The sequence below is a fragment of the Cupriavidus sp. 10L43_2 genome, from assembly GCF_056395265.1.
This window is the reverse complement of sequence record NZ_JBFTJE010000027.1, coordinates 1-17,508: the sequence shown is the minus strand read 5'-3', so window position 1 is coordinate 17,508 and position 17,508 is coordinate 1. Positions and strand designations below refer to the sequence as shown.

Sequence of the window (17,508 nt, the reverse complement as noted above, 5' to 3'; positions counted from 1 at the left end):
TCCGAGGACGTCATGCTTCGCCGTCGTGCTGCCTTTGCCGCCTTTGTCGCGGTTGCTGTCTCGCTGGCCGCCGCCCTGCCGGCCCCGCCAGCCCTTGCCGCGCCTACGCGTAGCGCCGCCCGTGCGCAGTCGCCGGCCCCCGCCACCGCGCCGGGCGCTACCCCCGTGCTCCAGGCCACGCGCGTGGCCGCCGTGGAAGGCATCACCGAGTACCGGCTGCCGAACGGCCTGCGCATCCTGCTGGCGCCGGACGCCGCGCAGCCCACCACCACGGTCAACATGACCTATCTGGTGGGCAGCCGGCACGAGAACTACGGCGAAACCGGCATGGCGCACCTGCTGGAGCACCTGCTGTTCAAGGGCACGCCATCGCTGCCGGGCCGGACGATTCCCACGGAATTCGCGCGGCGCGGCATGCAATACAACGGCACCACCTCGCAGGACCGTACCAATTACTTCCAGACCTTTGCCGCCAGCGAGGACAACCTCGACTGGGCGCTGAAGATGGAGGCGGACCGCATGGTCAACAGCTTTGTCTCGCGCACGGATCTGGATAGCGAGATGTCCGTGGTGCGCAACGAGATGGAGATCGGCGAGAACAATCCGATGCGGATGCTGCTGCAGCAGATGAACGCGGCGTCCTATCGATGGCACAACTACGGCAAGGCGCCGATCGGCGCGCGCAGCGACGTGGAGCATGTGGGCATCGAGAACCTCCAGGCGTTCTACCGCCGCTACTACCAGCCGGATAACGCCGTGCTGGTGGTGACGGGGCAATTCGACCCCGCCACCACGCTGACGCGCATCGAGCAGGCCTTCGGGCCGATTCCGCGCCCCACACGCGTGCTGCCGACCGAGTACACCGTGGAGCCGCCGCAGGAAGGCGCGCGCGAACTGACGCTGACGCGCCCCGGGGACAGCAGCATCGTCGCCGTGCAATACCACGTGGCGCCCGGCGCCCATCCCGACACCGCCGCGCTGACCCTGCTGTCCCTGGTCCTCTCCGACACGCCGGGCGGGCGGCTGCACCACGCGCTGGTGGAGACCCACAAGGCCGCATGGCAAACCAGCCGGTTCGAAGGGATGAAGGACCCCGGGCTGATCGTGTTCGCGGCCGGCACGAGCAAGGATCGCCCGCTCGACGCCGTGCGGGCCGCCCTGCTGGCCGAGGTGGAGGGGCTGGCCACGCGGCCGGTCACCCAGGAGGAACTCGACCGGGCGCGCACGCGGGTGCGCAACGGCTACGAGCAGGTGCTGAACAATCCGGCGCAGTACGGCGTGCTGCTGTCCGAAGCCATCGCCAAGGGCGACTGGCGGCTGTTCCTGCTCGATCGCGACCGCGTGGAGGCCGCCACGCTGGCGGACGTGCAGCGCGTGGCCGATTTGTACCTGCGGCCGACCAATCGCACCGTCGGACAATTCCTGCCCGGCGACAAGCCGCAGCTTGCCAACGTGCCGAAGGCGCCCGACGTGGCCGCGCTGGTGCGCGACTACGCGGGCCGCCCGGCCGCCGCGCCGGTGCCGACGTTCGACCCAAGCCCGGCCAATATCGACGCCCACACGGTGCGCCAGACGCTGCCCAACGGCATGCAGCTGGCGCTGCTGTCCAAGCCCACGCGCGGGGAGGCCGTCAACGGCACGCTGGTCCTGCGCTTTGGCAACACGCAGGCGCTGCAGGGCCAGTCCTCGGTGGGGTCGCTCGCGGCGGGCATGCTCGACCGTGGCGCCGGCGCGTTCGACCGCCAGCGCATTGCCGACCGCTTGGAGGCGCTCAAGGCCAGTGTGTCGATCTCGGGCAACGCCGAGCGGCTGACGGTGCGTTTCGAGACGCGGCGCCAGTACCTGCCGGACCTGATGGCGCTGCTCCGCACGGTGCTGCGCATGCCGACGTTCCCGGCCAGCGAGTTCGAGACGCTGCGCGCGAGCAGTGTCGCCGGCATCGAGAGCCAGCAACGCCAGCCCAACGCGCTCGCGCCGAACGCACTAGGCCGCCATGGCAACCCGTACCCGCCCGAGGACCCGCGCTACACCCCCACCTTCGACGAAAGCATCGCCGCGCTGCGCGCCGTCACCCCGGCGCAGATCCGCACGTTCCATGCGCGCTTCTACGGCGCTGAGCACGCGCAACTGGCGCTGGTCGGCGATTTCGATGCCGATGAGGCCGTGCGGCAGGCCACCTACCTGTTCGGCGACTGGCGGGCCCAGGTGCCGTACGAACGCGTGGACCGCCCCTTCTACGCGATTCCGGCCGCCAGCTTCACGCTGGAGACGCCGGGGAAGGCCAACGCAGTCTATCTGGCGTCGCTGCCGATCGATCTCGTCGATGGCTCGCCCGACTACCCGCTGCTGCTGATCGCCAGCCGGGTGCTGGGCGGCACCGGCATGCGCAGCCGGCTGGCGGACCGGCTGCGCCAGCAGGACGGCATCAGCTACGGGGCGTCGAGTTCGATCTCGGTGGGCGCGCTGGATCGGGCCGGGCGCTTCGGCCTGTGGGCGGCCTACGCCCCCCAGAACCAGGGCCGGCTGCGCAAGGCCATCGACGAGGAAATGGCACGCTTTGCGCGTGACGGTATTTCCGACGCCGAGCTGGCGGAGGCCGTGAGCGGCCTGCTCCAGCAAGGCATGATGAGCCGCACACGCGACGGCGCGCTGGCCGGCGTGCTCGCCAATCAGTTGTTCCTGGACCGCACCATGGCCCATACGGCCGAAGTGGAGGCTCGCATTCGCGCTGCCACGCCTGCCGCCGTGAACGACGCCATCCGCCGCTACCTCACGCCGGCCGGGCTGACGCAGGCCTTCGCGGGAGACTTTGGCGCCACCACGGGGGCGGCGGCGCCGGTCGGCATGCCGGCTCCGGCGGCGGCAATCGAGCCGCCAGACGCATCAAAGCCCTAGGAAGCTGGTATAAGGAAGAACGCCAATTCTGGCGAGACCGGCCCGGGGCCGGGGTTGCGGGCCGAAACGCCCGTGACTACCCCTTCCGCGTCCTTGTGACGGCCGGTCAATCACTGTATATTCGTACAGTATTCGTTGAGACAAGAGGTGTGGATGTCAATCGTGCGAGCTGGCAGCAAGTCGGAAGCGCTTCGGCTTCTGGCCTCCGAGCAGGTGCTGGCGCTTGAGCTGGATTACGAAACCGGATGGCAGGATGCCGTCGAGTTGGGCCGGCTCGGAGAAAAGCGCGGCATCAAAGTGCAATACCGCGGACAGGAAAGCATCGCTGTCCGCTCCCGCGAGGCCCTGGTCGAGGGGCTCGCCAAACCCAAAGGCACGTTCCGGCAACGGAATCTCTATTGCCAGTTCGACCTCGGCACGCTTGCCGACAATGAATTGCTGGATCTGGAAGCCAAGGCGACCCGCCTGGGCGACTACATTCTCGCCGGCCATCTGCTGCGCGACGTGGACGGCGTCTGGCCGTGACGGGCAACTGACGGCCGCACATGGCAAATGACGGCCTCGCGGGCCGTCATTGCTTTGAATCGACGTGGAAACCTGACGGGAAGCTACTGCCAGACGCGCGTCGCGCCAGCCCAACGGGCGGCTGCGGAGGCGTGCATCACAGCGTGATCGGCGTCGGCGCCTGGGGCCAGCCCCGGCTGCGCCGTGTCGATCGATGTCCGGCAAAGCACCGCCGTAACCAGCGTCTTGATATGACCACGCGCGCCACCCGCCAGGGCGGCGAGGTGTTCATGCCCGTCGAGCACGATCAGGCCGTCTCCGGCCTGTGGGCGCAGCTCCAGCGCGTAGAGATGATCACATTCGCATTGCATGCGGCCCCCCGATACCGCCACCACGATGGCATTCGGCAGCGCCAGCCCGCTCTCGCGCACGGTGTCGCGCAGCCGGTCCAGATGCGCCTGCGCGCGGTAATCACGCGCCGAGTGCGCCGGCGCGGGGCCGTTGCTCAAGGCCATGAGGTCGTCGGGCGACACCATCAGCGTGTACGCCTGCAACGCCGTGCGGTAGGTAGCCACCACCGCGCGCAGCCGATGCACATCGGCCGATTTGGTGGCCGCCACTGACGGCGCGGACGTTACGGACACGCTCGATGCCCTCGGCACCGTTGCCTGGAACTTGCTCATCCTGCCTCCCCCTGCTTATCGTCGCGGGTTTTCGTCGCGGGTTGCATGGCACCCGGCCCGGAGGCCGGGCGCTGGCCATCAGTCGCGCAGCAGTTGCTTGGCGATGATCAGTTGCTGGATCTGCGTGGTGCCTTCGTACAGGCGCAGCAGGCGCACGTCGCGGTAGAACCGTTCGGCCTTGTATTCGGCGATGTAGCCGGCGCCGCCGTGGATCTGCACGGCGCGGTCCGCCACGCGGCCCACCATTTCGGTACAGAACATCTTCGTGCACGAGGCCAGCATGCTGACTTCGGGGTCGCTCTTGCCGGCAGGCTTGGCGTCGTAGCGCTGCGCGCAGTCGCGCACCATCGACAGGCCCGCGTATAGCTCGGCCTGGCTGTCGGCCAGCATGCCCTGAATCAGCTGGAAGTCGCCGATGGGCTTGCCGAACTGCTTGCGCTCCTTCGCATAGGCCACGGCGTCGGTAATCAGCCGGTGCGCCATGCCGCAGGCCAGCGCCGAGATATGCAGGCGCCCACGGTCGAGGACCTTCATCGCGGTCTTGAAACCCACGCCCGGCACGCCGCCGATGATGTTGGCCGCCGGCACGCGCACGTTTTCCAGCACTACGTCGCAGGTCTTGGTGCCGCGCTGGCCCATCTTCTTGTCCGGCTTGCCGAGGGAGATCCCCGGCGTATCGGCGGGCACGATGAACGACGAGATGCCGGACGCGCCCGGACCGCCGGTGCGCGCCATCAGCGTGAAGGCGCCGGCGCGCGGCGCGTTGGTGATGAAGCGCTTGGTGCCGTTGATGACGTAGTGGTCGCCATCCAGCTCGGCGCGCGTTTGCAGCGAGGCGGCGTCGGAGCCGGCGTTCGGCTCGGTCAGCGCGAACGAGATGATCAGCTCGCCGCTGGCGATCTTCGGCAGGTATTCCTGCTTCTGCGCCTCGGTGCCGTCCATCAGGATGCCCTGCGAGCCGATGCCCACGTTGGTGCCGAACACCGAGCGGAACGCAAACGCCGTATGGCCGAGGTCATAGACCACATCGCATTCCTGCGACATGGCCAGGCCGATACCGCCGTAGTTCTCGGGAATGGAGATGCCGAACAGGCCCATCTCCTTCATGTCGGCGACGATCTCGGCTGGCACTTCGTCCAGTTCTTCCAGCGTGTCTTCCGCCGGCTTCAGCCGTTCGTCGATGAAACGCTGCACCGAGGCGCGCAGCAGGGAAAACGATTCGGCGTCGAGGGCCATGGCAAATCTCCGGGTCAATGCGGGTCAGACACAATGGGCGTCAATGGTACGCCGCCTGACCGATTTGACAATCCACGCAGGCTTGGACAGAAGGGATAAAACAATTTGACAATCACCGGCGTGCCTGCCGCTGGTTCGCTGTCACGCCTAGTGCGGCATGCAGAACAAACAATCCACCCTGCAGAACAATCGCCCGGAAACCCAATACCGGCAAGTGGTGATGCATTCGCCACGTGACTTATTCGCCGCTATCGGCTGGGCAACCTTGTTGCGTTCGGAGTACGCTACCCGGGCACAATCCACGGGTGTGTTCCGCGCGTCTGGCCCCCGCTTGCCAGCCTGCCGCGGCTCCGCCCGCGCCCCGATCCCAGCGGCGCCCCTCGCCGCCAAGAAAGAGAAGGTCCATGACTCAAATCGCCTCAACCGCCGATACCTCCACGGCACCCTCCCCAGAGGAAACCAGGAAACGCGTCTTCGCGATTGTTGCCGCTTCGTCCGGCAACCTCGTTGAATGGTTCGATTTCTACATCTACGCGTTCTGCGCCATCTATTTTGCGCCGTCGTTCTTCCCGAAAGCCGACCCGACTGCCCAGCTGCTGAACACGGCTGGCGTGTTTGCCGCCGGCTTCCTGATGCGACCGATCGGCGGCTGGCTGTTCGGCCGCATCGCGGACCGCAACGGGCGCAAGAACTCGATGCYGATCTCGGTGGTGATGATGTGCTTCGGCTCGCTGCTGATTGCCTGCCTGCCGACCTACGCCACCATCGGCACCCTCGCCCCGGCACTGCTGCTGCTGGCGCGACTGCTGCAAGGCCTGTCCGTGGGTGGCGAATACGGCACAACGGCAACCTATATGAGTGAAGTGGCGCTCAAGGGCCGGCGCGGGTTCTTCTCATCGTTCCAGTACGTGACGCTGATCGGCGGCCAGTTGCTGGCGGTGCTGGTGGTGGTGGTGCTCCAGCAATTGCTCGATGAAGCCGAACTCCGGGCCTGGGGCTGGCGCATTCCGTTCGTGATCGGCGCGATTACTGCCGTGGTAGCACTGCTGCTGCGCCGCACGCTGCACGAGACCTCGTCGGCACAGAGCCGCAACAGCAAGGAAGCCGGCAGCGTGGCGGAACTGTTCCGCCACCACAAGGCGGCGTTCTTCACCGTGCTGGGCTATACCGCCGGCGGTTCGCTGATTTTCTATACGTTCACCACGTACATGCAGAAGTACCTGGTCAACTCGGCCGGCATGTCGATCAAGACCGCCAGCTACGTCATGACGGGCTGCCTGTTCCTGTACATGTGCATGCAGCCGATCTTCGGCGCCTTGTCTGACCGCATCGGCCGCCGCAACAACATGCTGATGTTCGGCGCGCTGGGCGCACTGGTCACGGTGCCGGTCCTGACCGCGCTGCGCACCGTATCGAGCCCGGAACTCGCTTTTGTGCTGATCTCGGTGGCGCTGGCGATCGTGAGCTTCTACACCTCGATCAGCGGCATCGTGAAGGCCGAGATGTTCCCGCCCGAAGTGCGCGCGCTGGGGGTGGGCCTGGCCTACGCCGTGGCCAACGCCATCTTCGGCGGCTCGGCCGAGTACGTGGCGTTGGGCCTGAAGTCGATGGGCCATGAGACCACGTTCTACTGGTACGTCACGGGCATGATGGTGCTGGCGTTCTTCGTCAGCTTGCGGCTGCCGCGCCAGGCGAAGTACCTGCATCACGAGCACTGACCATCCGCCTCCGGGCGAGCATGGCAAACTAAGGGGCCTCCGGGCCCCTTTTTTCTTTGGTGGGCCTTCGGACCCTTTCTCATCTCCGCCACCCCGCCGCCATGGATCTCAACGCCTTGCGCCTGTTCGTCGACATCGTCGATGCCGGCAACCTCAGCGCCGCCGCCCGCAAGCTCAAGATGACGCGCGCCAACGTCAGCTACCACCTGAAGGCGCTCGAAGAGGAACTCGGCGTGCAACTGCTGCGGCGGACCACGCGACACGTGGAGCCGACGCCCGTGGGCGCCGGCCTGTACGAGCACGGACGCAACATCCTGGGCGAGGTGGCCGCCGCCAACGCGCTGATCAGCAGCATGGGCAAGAGCCTGCAGGGCCATGTGCGACTGTCGGTGCCCACCGGCCTCGGCCACAGCCTGCTGTCGCCGCTGCTGGTGCAGTTCAAGCAGCGTTACCCGGACATCACGCTCGACGTGGTGTTCGACAACCGCATCCACAACCTTGTGTCCGAGGACGTGGAAGTGGCGCTGCGGATCATTTCCACGCCGCCAGACTCCGTGGTGGCCACCGAGATCGGCGAGGTGGACTGGGTCGTATGCGCCGCGCCGTCCTACCTGGCGGGCCGCGCGGCGCCGGCGGCACTGGGCGACCTGACGGCCCACGCCATCGTCTGCGCCTCTCCGATAGGCCAGAAGCTCAAGGCCTCCGGCACGCGCGGCGAGGACAGCGCCCGGGAACAGGTGGTGCTCGCTCCGACGCTAAGTTCCGAGAACTTCGCCTTTCTCAAGGACGCCGTGGTCGGCGGGCTCGGCATTGGCATTTTTCCGATGTACGCAATCGGTGACGAACTGTCGCAGGGCACCCTCGTGCCCTTGCTGGATGGCTACCGCATCAGCGTCTTCGGCAGCAAGCTGTACCTCCTGACCATGCCGAACCGCTACCAGACCATGGCCACGCGCTACCTGCTGACCTTCCTGAAGACCGAACTCCAGGCGATCTGGCCCCGCATGCGCGACGCCAGAGCCTATATTGAAAAGACCTAGAACAACCGGCGCGTGCTGGCGCAGGAGGCAGGCAATCATGGCAATCGCAAACACCCTGGCTGGCCGGCTCAGCCGCATGAACAGCCAGTTCGACATCATCCGTCACCCCTACAGCCTGAGCAGCATGGCCACCGCCCAGGCCGCCCATGTACCCGGCAACCGGCTGGCCAAAACCGTCCTGCTCGAGGACCAGGCCGGCTACGTGGCCGCAGTGATTCCTTCGAGCCACCACCTCCGGCTTTCGGACATCTGCGAGCAAACCGGCCGTGACCTGGTGCTGGCCCACGAGGACGAGATCCGCGAGGTTTTCAAGGATTGCGACCTCGGCGCCATCCCGCCCGTGGCCATGTCCTACGGCATGCCGACCTATGTGGATGAATGCCTGATGGAAGAACCCGAAATCTGGTTCGAAGCCGGCGACCACGAGGAACTGGTGCACATGCAACGCGACCAGTTCATGGCGCTGATGTCGGACGCGGAACGGGGGAGGTTTTCGCATCGGATGATGTGAGGACACACTCGCATCACCTCACGTTCTCCTTGCCCACGTAATAAACCGCGAAGGCTGCGACCAGGGGTATCGCGACAAGCACGAGCACACCATCCGCCGCGACGGCAACCGGCGTCAGCAGAACCAGCGCGTTCCTGGCGCCGGCGCCGAGTTCTTCGCGGACTGGAATGGTGTAGGACTGGTTCAACGGCGTCGCCGGATCCGGGTATTTGGTATCACCGGCGGCGTACCGCTTGCCTTTGATCGTATATTGCGCGGCGCCACAGCGCTCCGTCCCGCAATTCTTCGGAAAACCAAGGGCGACGGCGAGCGCCACTTCCTCCGCCGTGAACGCGTCGGCGGCCTTCAGCGTCAAGCGTCCCATGACGTTGCCGTCAAGGTCCACGGTAAAGGTACTGAACACTGCGCGCACACGCGGATGGAGCGCGGACTGGATGACCTCGACCAGGCCCTTCGGCGCCGCCATGACATAGTGATAGCGCTTCCCGAGGACGACGAGGGACTTCTTGTCTTGTGAGATCAGGATCTGACTCGCCGTCTCCTGGTAGTCACGGAACCTCGGCTTGTCAATTTCCTTGAACAGCTTTCTCGTGGCGCAGCCGCTGGTGGCTACGGTCGATACCGCCAATGCGGCCAGAAAATGTCGTCTTTGCATGCGCGTCCGGTGAGGTTGGAAAGCAACGCCACGCATACTGCAGTGCCATGCCGGGCACTACCATCGCCATTCTCCGAAAATGTGTGCCAAATGTTCTCAGCGCCGCTGGCTTATGGCACGGGGCGCAGACCTGAAGTCTGGTTCGAAGCGGGCGACGCCGATGCGGTCGGCGCGCGATCGGCGAAGATGCGCGACGGCAACACGAATCCGCGCAATGCCAGCAGCTCCAACGGCCCTTGGCCGAGTTCGGTGCGCATCAGGTAGCGGATCGGATAGGCGATGTCCTTCGACACAGGCTGCATCGCTGCGCGGGGCATCAGGCTATCGGGTTCTGGCGGAAGATTCGAAACCAGGCTGTCCGGTGAGCCGTGCCAAGTGATCTGGAACGTCCCGCTGTCGATCGCCTCGACGCTGGCGCGCTCGAGCATCCGCACCAGCCCCCATCGCCCCGTGAACTCATAGTGCTTGTTGGTGCCGGCCGCTTCCGTACGCCATTGCAGCCGGGTGCCTGGGCTGTCCGGCGTGCTTGCGGGCCAGATCATGGCCTGCCATGTCTCGCGCTGGTTGTAGTAGTGAAGTTGCTGGCCATCGAGCGTCAGTAGCGTATCGGTCAGGCGAGGCGCGGGAATCGGCTTGAGTTCGAACTGGTAACGCGGCTCCCCCTGTGCGAGCAGGCGCACGCCTATCCGCTGCAGACGGTTGATCGCGTCCAGGAACGCCGGATCAAATGCCACCGCCTGTCCGCCCGTAGCAGCTGGCTTCCATTGATCGCCCTGCAGTTCCAGCACGCCGGCCAACTGCGCGGCGAGGAAACCCTGGATCAGGCCGCCGTCCGGCCTGAGGAAGCGCGCCAGTTCGGGCAGCGAGGCGTCGTTGGCAGTATCTGCAAACGGATAGCGACCGGTGAACGAGCGTCCCCATGCCATCGCGATGCTCTCGCGCCACGCTGCGTTGAGGCTCGTTTGGGCGGGCTGAAGCGCCGCGTGCGTCGCCTGGGCGATGGGGCGGACGAACAACGCCTCGCCCATGCCAGCCCACTCTGCGCCCAGACTGGCGGCGATCAGCCGCGCATACGCCTGGGTATCGGCCAACTCGGACGCCTTGCCCTGGAACAGCGCCTGCGCCATCTGACGAGCCTGGGCGTCGGCGTCCGGGCTGTTGCTCACTTGCTGCAGCCGCAGCCGCAATGCCGTGGCGCGCTCGAGAAAGCGTTGCAGACTCAGGTCGCCGGCGCTGGCCTGATCCTGCGCCACGAGCCGGGTGATCGGCCCGAATGATGGTCCCAAGGGACCGGCGGTGGCGGGCTTCACCCGCTTCGGCCCGGCCGGCTTCTTGCCAAGCATGTCCTGCGCCTTGGCTACAAGCGTGTCGGACAGCGAGTCAGCCCGGACTCCAGCCCGGCCCTGATATTCGAGCGAAGTCATCAGCGCAATGACCGGCGACTGGCGGGCGTCCGCCATCAGCTTCAACTGATCGATGGCGGCCGGCAGCGTAGGCGCCGGCTCCCATTGCAGGCTGTTCATGAAGCGCTGCCAGTGGTCGGCATAGTCGGCAAAGTACTGGGCTGTCAATGCGGCATGGAGGTCGGCGGGTGACGTAGGCTGCTGTGGCGCGCTAGCGCCCGAGAGCACCCAATCGCTTGTGACCTGCGTGCGCTTGGCGACGCTTTCGATTGCCTCGGCCACATGGTCTTCATAGGCTTGCCGGGTGTAGGCGCCCGGCACCAGCGCATTCGCGCGGATCAGCCCGCGCGCATCGGTGCCGAGTGTCAGCGACGCCAATGTCTGGTCGGGAAACCGGCCGCCAATCCCGTCGATCACCTGCCTGTAGAGCGTGTCCTGCGCGTTGCGCTGGTCGATCACCGCGAGCACTGTCCGGCGCGCGCCTGCCACCAACTCCGGGCGTGCGGTGATGCGCCAGTCAGGATGGGACTTGAAGTGGTCGGCGTGGAACTTGAGCAGGCGCTCGGCCAGATCGTCGCGCTCGCCCGGCGTGATGCGGGCATCGGTCTGCCAGTACTGGACGAGTTGGGTCTTGAGGAAGTCCGGCTCGACGCGTTCCGGGTTGGCGAGCATGAGATACGTCTTGAGGCTCTCTCGTCCACGGAGCGCCCAATCGCTGGCTTGCGTGTCAAGGCCAGCGGCCTGGACCTGCGCCAGCTCGGCGAGTTCATCTTCGAGATTCTGCTGGATCGGCGCGACAAGCAGTTCCCGGCTATGTTTGGCGTAGAGTTCCCACAGCGCGGAAGCGATGGCGGCGTCGCGATTGAGGCCGAGGCGGGTGGAGATCGATGCCAGGTGGCCGGCATCAGGCGCGTAGTGCGCGATTTCGTGTTGCAGGCCAAGCAGCGAACGAAGGCGCTCGGCGGTGTTGGGGGCGGCGGCGATGGCATCGACGGCTTCCTGCGCAGCATGGATGCTGCGGGCACTCTGGAAGCCGGAGAGCAACATCCCGGCGCTCCACAGACCAATGGCTACAAGCGCGATGGTCGAGAAGACGGTGACCGGATGGAAGCCGATGCGGCGACCGCCAAGACGGTTGGCACGCTCGCCGACATAGCGCCAAAGCGGCAGGACTGCAGCGGGATGGTAGCCCGATCCGCCCGACATCGCGCCTGGTCCCGGCGCAAAGACGACACCCCGGATCGGCATGAAAGTGCCGGGCCGGGCATTCATGCCGAAGATCCAGTCTGCCAGCGCCTTGCCACGGATGTCGAGGCGCTGGGATAGCTGTGCAAGGAAGCGGTCGCGGCCGTTCTCGATCAACGCTTCAATCCCGAGCGTCGCCAGGCGGCTCCGCAGTTCACCCAAGGCAACGGAAATGGCCGCCGCATTGGCTCGCGGCGGCAGTTCGCACCCGATCACAGACGTGGGCCCGTCGCCGGCCACGTCATGGATACGGGCGACGTCGAGCACGTAGACCGGCGCCGCCCAGCGTAGCGACTTCGCAATGTGGTCCAGCCGCATGCCCAGCGTGACGATTCCCCGGCGCTGGGGTCGTAAATCGGCCTCCCCATGTGTCACCAACACAATGGCGCTCACCGGCGCGGCCCGCAGCTTGCGGAGTCGATCCAGCCAGGCGCGGTCTGGTTGGCCATCCGGCCCGGTCTGATTCCACAGCAGAAGCGCTTCTTCGGTAATCTGCCAGCGGTCGTTGACGATGCCCGGCAGCAACTCGGCAATGACGGCGTCGTCGCCCGTCAGCAGCAGGCGAGGCAGATGACGGGCGCCCGGGTCCTGCAACGCTTGCTTGAGCCTGTCATATTCCGTCGATTTCAGTGCCACATCGCCGGGCTCCCGCCTGCCCCGGCGCGCTGCCGGATCGCGCTGGTGCGGCGTGTCTCGGGCCGATCGGGCGGCCAGCACCTTCCACGCCGCGGCGACCGGACCACGCATCAGGAGCACTGCGGCGCCCACGATCATCGCAATGACCGCTTGCCGCCGGGCGGCCTCGCTGCCATCGCCCATCAGGTATGCCGTGGCTGCGACCGCCGCCGTCATGGCGGAGACCACGATGGTGTACCCCCGGCTCTTTGGATGTGTCATCACGTTGTTTCCTGTTCCTTGGGGCCAGCCGGGGGGCGTACGACTGCCAGGCAAAGCGTGCTTTCCCTGCACGCAATCAATTGCGGCTCGCCACGCTGCCGGGCATTCTCTACAGCCAGTGCAGCGGCAAGCCATGGGGTGACCACGCCAGGGTTGCCCAGCGCCGCATCAATGTCATGCACGCCGGCGAATGCATCGGTCTGCACCGCGCCCAAGGCGATATCCGAGCCCTCGGTCAGCATGGCCGCCTTCTCGGCCTTCTGCAGGCCGGATTGCCACAGGTGTGTCAAGGCATCCGGCGTTATCTGGCCGAACAGCGCGGCTGTCCGGATGGTGTCGGCGAGGCCATGGGCGGCGGCCACAGGCCGATGTAGCGTGGCAATGGCGGGCAGCTCAAGCCGCTCCGCCAATGGCGCCCAGCCCAATAGCAGCGCGACGGCCGCCTCGGCGCTGTTCTGTGGCGGCGTCTCGTGCAATTGGACGGCAACGAAGAGGCGGAATCGTTCCAGCGCCGGGCCACCCGTCTCGTCTAGCCAGGCATCGAGCGCCATCAGCCCATCATTGGCTGGGAGGACCGAGGCCTCAACGTGATGGAGGCCCGTGGCTGTCCAGCATGTCTGCCAGGCGTGGCGAAGCGGCGCCGGATCGACGCCATCGGACACCTGCAACGTGACATCCAGCGGCACGCTCGGGGGCAACGCGCGTAGCGGCATTTCCAGTTGTCCGAGAATGGCTTCGAACACTTCCGCATAGCGGCCACCCGGCTCCACTTCCTCGGCCAGCGGCAGCCTGGAATGGCGAACCGGCGGCAGATGCGGGCGCGGCGAGTGGGCAACGAGAACCGAATCCCGCTCCAGGATCAGACCGGATGCGCAACCGGTCCGCATCGCGCAAAGATACGCGGCGTGGAGCACCGCTAGCGGCTCGGCGCCGAATGCCACGGCAGCTTCGAATTCGCGCTGCCGGGCGTCCGCCGTGGCGGTCAGACGGTTCATCTCATCTTCGTAGAAGTGGAGCCGGAAGCCGAATAGCACGCACCACCCGAGCAACGGAAAACCGACCAGGCACATCCAGAACCACGGTGTTCCTGTCGGTGCGGCCTTGGGCCACGCCAGCAAGGTCAAGAGGGCGCCAGCCGCCAGAAACGCGGCCAGCAAGCACAGCCACACGGCTGTTGCTGGCCGCACCGGTGGCTCGGCGTCGAGCGTTGAACGCGGCAATTCCACTGTCATCGACTGGGCCTCACAGAAGACTTGAAATCAGCTTGCACCCGCACGTGGCGCGATGGCCGTGCCGCGCGATGGGCACGCCATGGTCCAGCATGGAAGCATCGCCCTCGATGATCAGGTTGGGACGCACTTCCGGATGCCGGGGGCACGACACGCTGTCGCCCATGCGTGCCACCGCGCGGCCGTCGTAGCGCATGGTGGCGGAGGCGCTGACCACCTTGCCGCCGTGATCGTTGGCGTCGCCCAATCGGATGAGATCACTCATGTCCGTCCTCCCGATTCAGAAAACACGGCGATAGCGGAAGTAGCCGTCGGTCAGCTCCCTCGGCTCCATCATTCCGCCAATCCGGAAGCCGGCCCGCGAGTCGTGGATGTAGTCATCCATCAGGTGCTGCACGGCGGGGGGCAATGTGGCGCCAAGGCTGACCGCTTCGAGCATGCGGAGCGTCTCGGCATCCACAGGCCCGGCGCGCCGGCCTCGCGTAGTGCGAAGCACGGCGCCGGCAATGGGATTCAATCTCGCCACTCCATCGAGCGCCACTGCTGCAACCCCGGTGTCCTGGGCCCAGACGCGGAGGTCGACAAGCTGCGCGGTGAAATCCTTGAGGGCTTCCCGTAGTTGCGCCCGGTCTGTCCTCAGGTGTGCCTCTCTGAAGAAACGTCGGTTCTCCATTAGACGACCCGGCCGGAGAAGGCCGTCTCGCCATTGCAGGTATTGCAGCGTGTGGGATCGAAGGACGGCCATCACGCCATCCTTGCCCTTCGCCGACGTCTTGATCCCGCAATGGTCGAAGAAGTTGTTCACCGCGGCCGCCAGTGCCGGCGGGCAATCGAAGTCTGGGGCAATGAGGGGAGCGGCTTTGATTTCCTCCATGCTCCTGAGCGGTACACCGCCGACGAGCGCGGCATGATGCATGTCGATAAGCGGAACCTGGGACAAATGTGGCGACGACAGAGCGCCGCCGGGCATCGCCTTGCCCTGTTCCCCGGGACGATAGCCGCCACCCACGTCGGAATGCATGCCTGGATACGCTACCTGCGTGGCCCGTGCGGCAAGCTCGAGCGGAAAGCTCGCGCGCTGCTCATGCAGCGCTACGAAGTGGACGCACTGCTCCACGGCGGGATGGATATCCAGATTCGCGGGCGTCGCCCAGTCCATACGGCCATCGAAACCGGGCAGCATGTCGGCCACGCCGACCGACGCCACGGTATCGAACAAGCCCATGAAATAGATGCGCAACGGGATGCCGGCGAGGCGGTAGCCGCCATCCTCCTGCTCCAGCCACTGGAGAAGCCAGTTGGCGAACACGCGCGCTGTGGCCGCGCCACGAGAGAAGCCAAACACGGCGATGTTGATGTGCGTGACCTTGCGCTCGCGGTCCTTTACGACCGCTTCCAGTCGCTTCTCCCAGGTGTCCAGGACTCGACGGCGATACCATGCTTCTAAACCACTTTTGCTCGCAGCATTGACTGTGTGCCCGGCGTGCTCGCCCTCGAGCATGGGACTTCTGGCCAAATAAGCGTGTACAGAATTTATGACGCTCAGTATCGCCCAGTTGATCCTGTCCGCTCCCATGTGGGCTGCCGCAAGACCAAGAGTCCCGCCGGTGTCTCGGATCTCAGGGAAAGGGGTCCCAACGCCCGGTATGTAATGGGAGAAGAATCCGCTCTCCGGGTCATCGATCCCGGCCTTATACAAGCGAGCGATGTTGCTATGTTTTCCGGCGGCCATCTGAGTGGTGCCGAGGCCTGGCTCTTCCCAGTCCATATTGTTGCCCGTGCCGTCGAAGAAGAGGCTCACATATATCTGGCCACCGCACTGGGCAGGATCTTTTTTTCGGATGCAGGCCATTGCCCTGGCTCGCTGTATAGTCTCCCGTGGTGTAAGGTCGCGCACGCCACTTGCGGGCATGTTCGGCGGCGGCGTGATGCTGTAAGGCATGTCGTTCTCTCCAATAGGTTTGGCTACAATCGAGCTTCATCGCCCTTCAAGGGATAGTCGGGGTGGTGGAGACTCATCATCGTCACGAACACCTTGACATTGCCGTCGCGCAGAAAATGCACGGCAAACCGTCCCAGTTCGTCTGGCCGATAGGGAGGCACGGAGACGAATCGCACCTGTGGAACATCGTCGATGCGATTGACCCATCTGACCTTTACCGTCATACCGGGCTCGTGGACCAAGGGCACCATGACACAACACGTGCGATTGCCACCGCCCTCGTGCGGCCAGATATTCGGTCCGCCATGACCGTTGACCTCAAACGCGTAGATCCCCACGTCCGTGTGGTTGTAGCCAACCATTGACACCGCGATGGGCTTGTCGCCGCAACCGGACATGGCCAGTGACAATGCTGCTAGCAGGCCGGCTATCCACGCCCGTGGGCGCGCTACTGTGTAAGGCATGACTCTCCTCGTGGAACTGTGGTTACTTGCGCGCCTCGTCGCCCTTCAAGGGATAGTCGGGATGTCCAAGACCCATCATGGTCACGAACACCTTGACATTGCCGTCGCGCAGGAAGTGGACGGCGAACATTCCGCCATCCCTTGGTCCATAAGGAGGTACCGGGACGATCCGCTCCTGCGGCACATCGTCGATGCGATGGACCCATCTGACCTTCGCCGTCATGCCAGGCTTGTGGATCCGTGGCACCGTGACGCAGCATGTAAAACTGCCACCGCCCTTATGCGCGCCAATATTCGGGCCGCCATGACCGTTGACCTCGAACGCGTAGATGCCTACATCGGTGTGGTTGTAGCCAACCATCGACACTGAGATTGGCTCGTCGCCGCAACCGGACACTGCCAGTGACAATGCTGCTAGCAGGCCGACTGCCCACGCCCGTGGGCGCGCTAGATTGAAAGGCATAGCTTTCCTCTTTGAACAATTTTTACTTGCGCGCCTCGTCGCCCTTCAAGGGATAGTCGGAATGTCCAAGACCCATCATGGTCACGAACACCTTGACATTGCCGTCGCGCAGGAAGTGGACGGCGAACATTCCTCCGTCCCTCGGGCCATAAGGAGGTACCGGCACGATCCGCTCCTGCGGCACATCGTCGATGCGATTGACCCATCGAACCTTCACCGTCGTGCCAGGCTTGTAGATCCGTGGCACCGTGACGCAACAAGTGAACTTTCCGCCGCCCTCGTGCGGCCAGATATTCGGTCCGCCATGACCGTTGACCTCAAACGCGTAGATCCCCACGTCCGTGTGGTTGTAGCCAACCATTGACACCGCGATGGGCTTGTCGCCGCAACCGGACATGGCCAGTGGCAATGCTGCTAGCAGGCCGGCTATCCACGCCCGTGGGCGCGCTACTGTGTAAGGCATGACTCTCCTCGTGGAACTGTGGTTACTTGCGCGCCTCGTCGCCCTTCAAGGGATAGTCAGGATGACGGAGCGCCATCATGGTCACGAAGACCTTGACGTTGCCGTCTCGCAGAAAATGCACCGCGACCCTTCCAATTTCCTCCGGCCCATAGGGCGGCAC

At 65.3% G+C, this 17,508-nt stretch carries 15 protein-coding genes; 5 read left to right on the top strand and 10 right to left on the bottom strand.

Going from position 1 to position 17,508, the window contains the following annotated elements:
- The first annotated feature begins 12 nt into the window (after positions 1 to 12).
- Both AC1DEL_RS26315 and AC1DEL_RS26310 read left to right on the top strand, forming a co-directional pair.
- Positions 13 to 2,895: a M16 family metallopeptidase gene (locus tag AC1DEL_RS26315; RefSeq protein WP_477126419.1), complete on the top strand. Its 2,883-nt coding sequence runs from the start codon at positions 13 to 15 to the stop codon at positions 2,893 to 2,895.
- Between the two features lie 153 nt (positions 2,896 to 3,048).
- Positions 3,049 to 3,420, top strand: a complete 372-nt coding sequence (locus AC1DEL_RS26310; protein ID WP_092301661.1) for a PHA-granule associated protein 4 — start codon at positions 3,049 to 3,051, stop codon at positions 3,418 to 3,420.
- 83 nt (positions 3,421 to 3,503) lie between these two features.
- Here the strand turns inward: AC1DEL_RS26310 and AC1DEL_RS26305 are convergent, their stop codons facing one another.
- Positions 3,504 to 4,082, bottom strand: a complete 579-nt coding sequence (locus AC1DEL_RS26305) for a hypothetical protein (RefSeq protein ID WP_255371005.1) — start codon at positions 4,080 to 4,082, stop codon at positions 3,504 to 3,506.
- Positions 4,083 to 4,160: 78 nt separating this feature from the next.
- On the bottom strand, positions 4,161 to 5,318 hold the full coding sequence (locus AC1DEL_RS26300; RefSeq protein WP_441593711.1) for an acyl-CoA dehydrogenase family protein: 1,158 nt from the start codon (positions 5,316 to 5,318) through the stop codon (positions 4,161 to 4,163).
- 404 nt (positions 5,319 to 5,722) lie between these two features.
- Between AC1DEL_RS26300 and AC1DEL_RS26295 the strand changes: the two genes are divergently transcribed.
- From AC1DEL_RS26295 to AC1DEL_RS26285, 3 genes are all read left to right on the top strand, one after another.
- A complete protein-coding gene (locus AC1DEL_RS26295) occupies positions 5,723 to 7,036 on the top strand; it encodes an MFS family transporter (protein WP_477159219.1) in 1,314 nt (437 codons plus the stop codon).
- A 101-nt stretch (positions 7,037 to 7,137) separates the two neighbouring features.
- Entirely contained in the window at positions 7,138 to 8,076 is a 939-nt protein-coding gene (locus AC1DEL_RS26290; RefSeq protein WP_477106216.1) for a LysR family transcriptional regulator, read from the top strand.
- 37 nt (positions 8,077 to 8,113) lie between these two features.
- Positions 8,114 to 8,587: an aminoacyl-tRNA deacylase gene (locus AC1DEL_RS26285; protein WP_092301669.1), complete on the top strand. Its 474-nt coding sequence runs from the start codon at positions 8,114 to 8,116 to the stop codon at positions 8,585 to 8,587.
- Positions 8,588 to 8,600: 13 nt separating this feature from the next.
- On the opposite strand, the gene AC1DEL_RS26280 is transcribed toward AC1DEL_RS26285, so the two are convergent.
- The 8 genes from AC1DEL_RS26280 to AC1DEL_RS26245 form a co-directional block, all read right to left on the bottom strand.
- Positions 8,601 to 9,242 (bottom strand): hypothetical protein, encoded by a 642-nt coding sequence (locus AC1DEL_RS26280; protein ID WP_477113833.1) that lies wholly within the window; start codon positions 9,240 to 9,242, stop codon positions 8,601 to 8,603.
- A gap of 110 nt (positions 9,243 to 9,352) precedes the next feature.
- Entirely contained in the window at positions 9,353 to 12,787 is a 3,435-nt protein-coding gene (locus AC1DEL_RS26275) for an ImcF-related family protein (protein WP_477126418.1), read from the bottom strand.
- Positions 12,787 to 14,019, bottom strand: coding sequence for a hypothetical protein (locus AC1DEL_RS26270; protein WP_477126417.1), 1,233 nt, complete (start codon positions 14,017 to 14,019; stop codon positions 12,787 to 12,789). The genes AC1DEL_RS26275 and AC1DEL_RS26270 overlap by 1 nt, the downstream gene beginning before the upstream one ends.
- A gap of 10 nt (positions 14,020 to 14,029) precedes the next feature.
- Positions 14,030 to 14,281, bottom strand: coding sequence for a PAAR domain-containing protein (locus tag AC1DEL_RS26265; RefSeq protein WP_477126416.1), 252 nt, complete (start codon positions 14,279 to 14,281; stop codon positions 14,030 to 14,032).
- A 15-nt stretch (positions 14,282 to 14,296) separates the two neighbouring features.
- Positions 14,297 to 15,958 (bottom strand): T6SS phospholipase effector Tle1-like catalytic domain-containing protein, encoded by a 1,662-nt coding sequence (locus tag AC1DEL_RS26260; RefSeq protein ID WP_477126415.1) that lies wholly within the window; start codon positions 15,956 to 15,958, stop codon positions 14,297 to 14,299.
- A 23-nt stretch (positions 15,959 to 15,981) separates the two neighbouring features.
- Positions 15,982 to 16,422 (bottom strand): DUF3304 domain-containing protein, encoded by a 441-nt coding sequence (locus tag AC1DEL_RS26255; protein ID WP_477126414.1) that lies wholly within the window; start codon positions 16,420 to 16,422, stop codon positions 15,982 to 15,984.
- Positions 16,423 to 16,444: 22 nt separating this feature from the next.
- Positions 16,445 to 16,783, bottom strand: a complete 339-nt coding sequence (locus tag AC1DEL_RS26250) for a DUF3304 domain-containing protein (RefSeq protein WP_477126413.1) — start codon at positions 16,781 to 16,783, stop codon at positions 16,445 to 16,447.
- A gap of 124 nt (positions 16,784 to 16,907) precedes the next feature.
- Positions 16,908 to 17,348, bottom strand: a complete 441-nt coding sequence (locus tag AC1DEL_RS26245) for a DUF3304 domain-containing protein (RefSeq protein WP_477126412.1) — start codon at positions 17,346 to 17,348, stop codon at positions 16,908 to 16,910.
- Positions 17,349 to 17,508 lie beyond the last annotated feature (160 nt).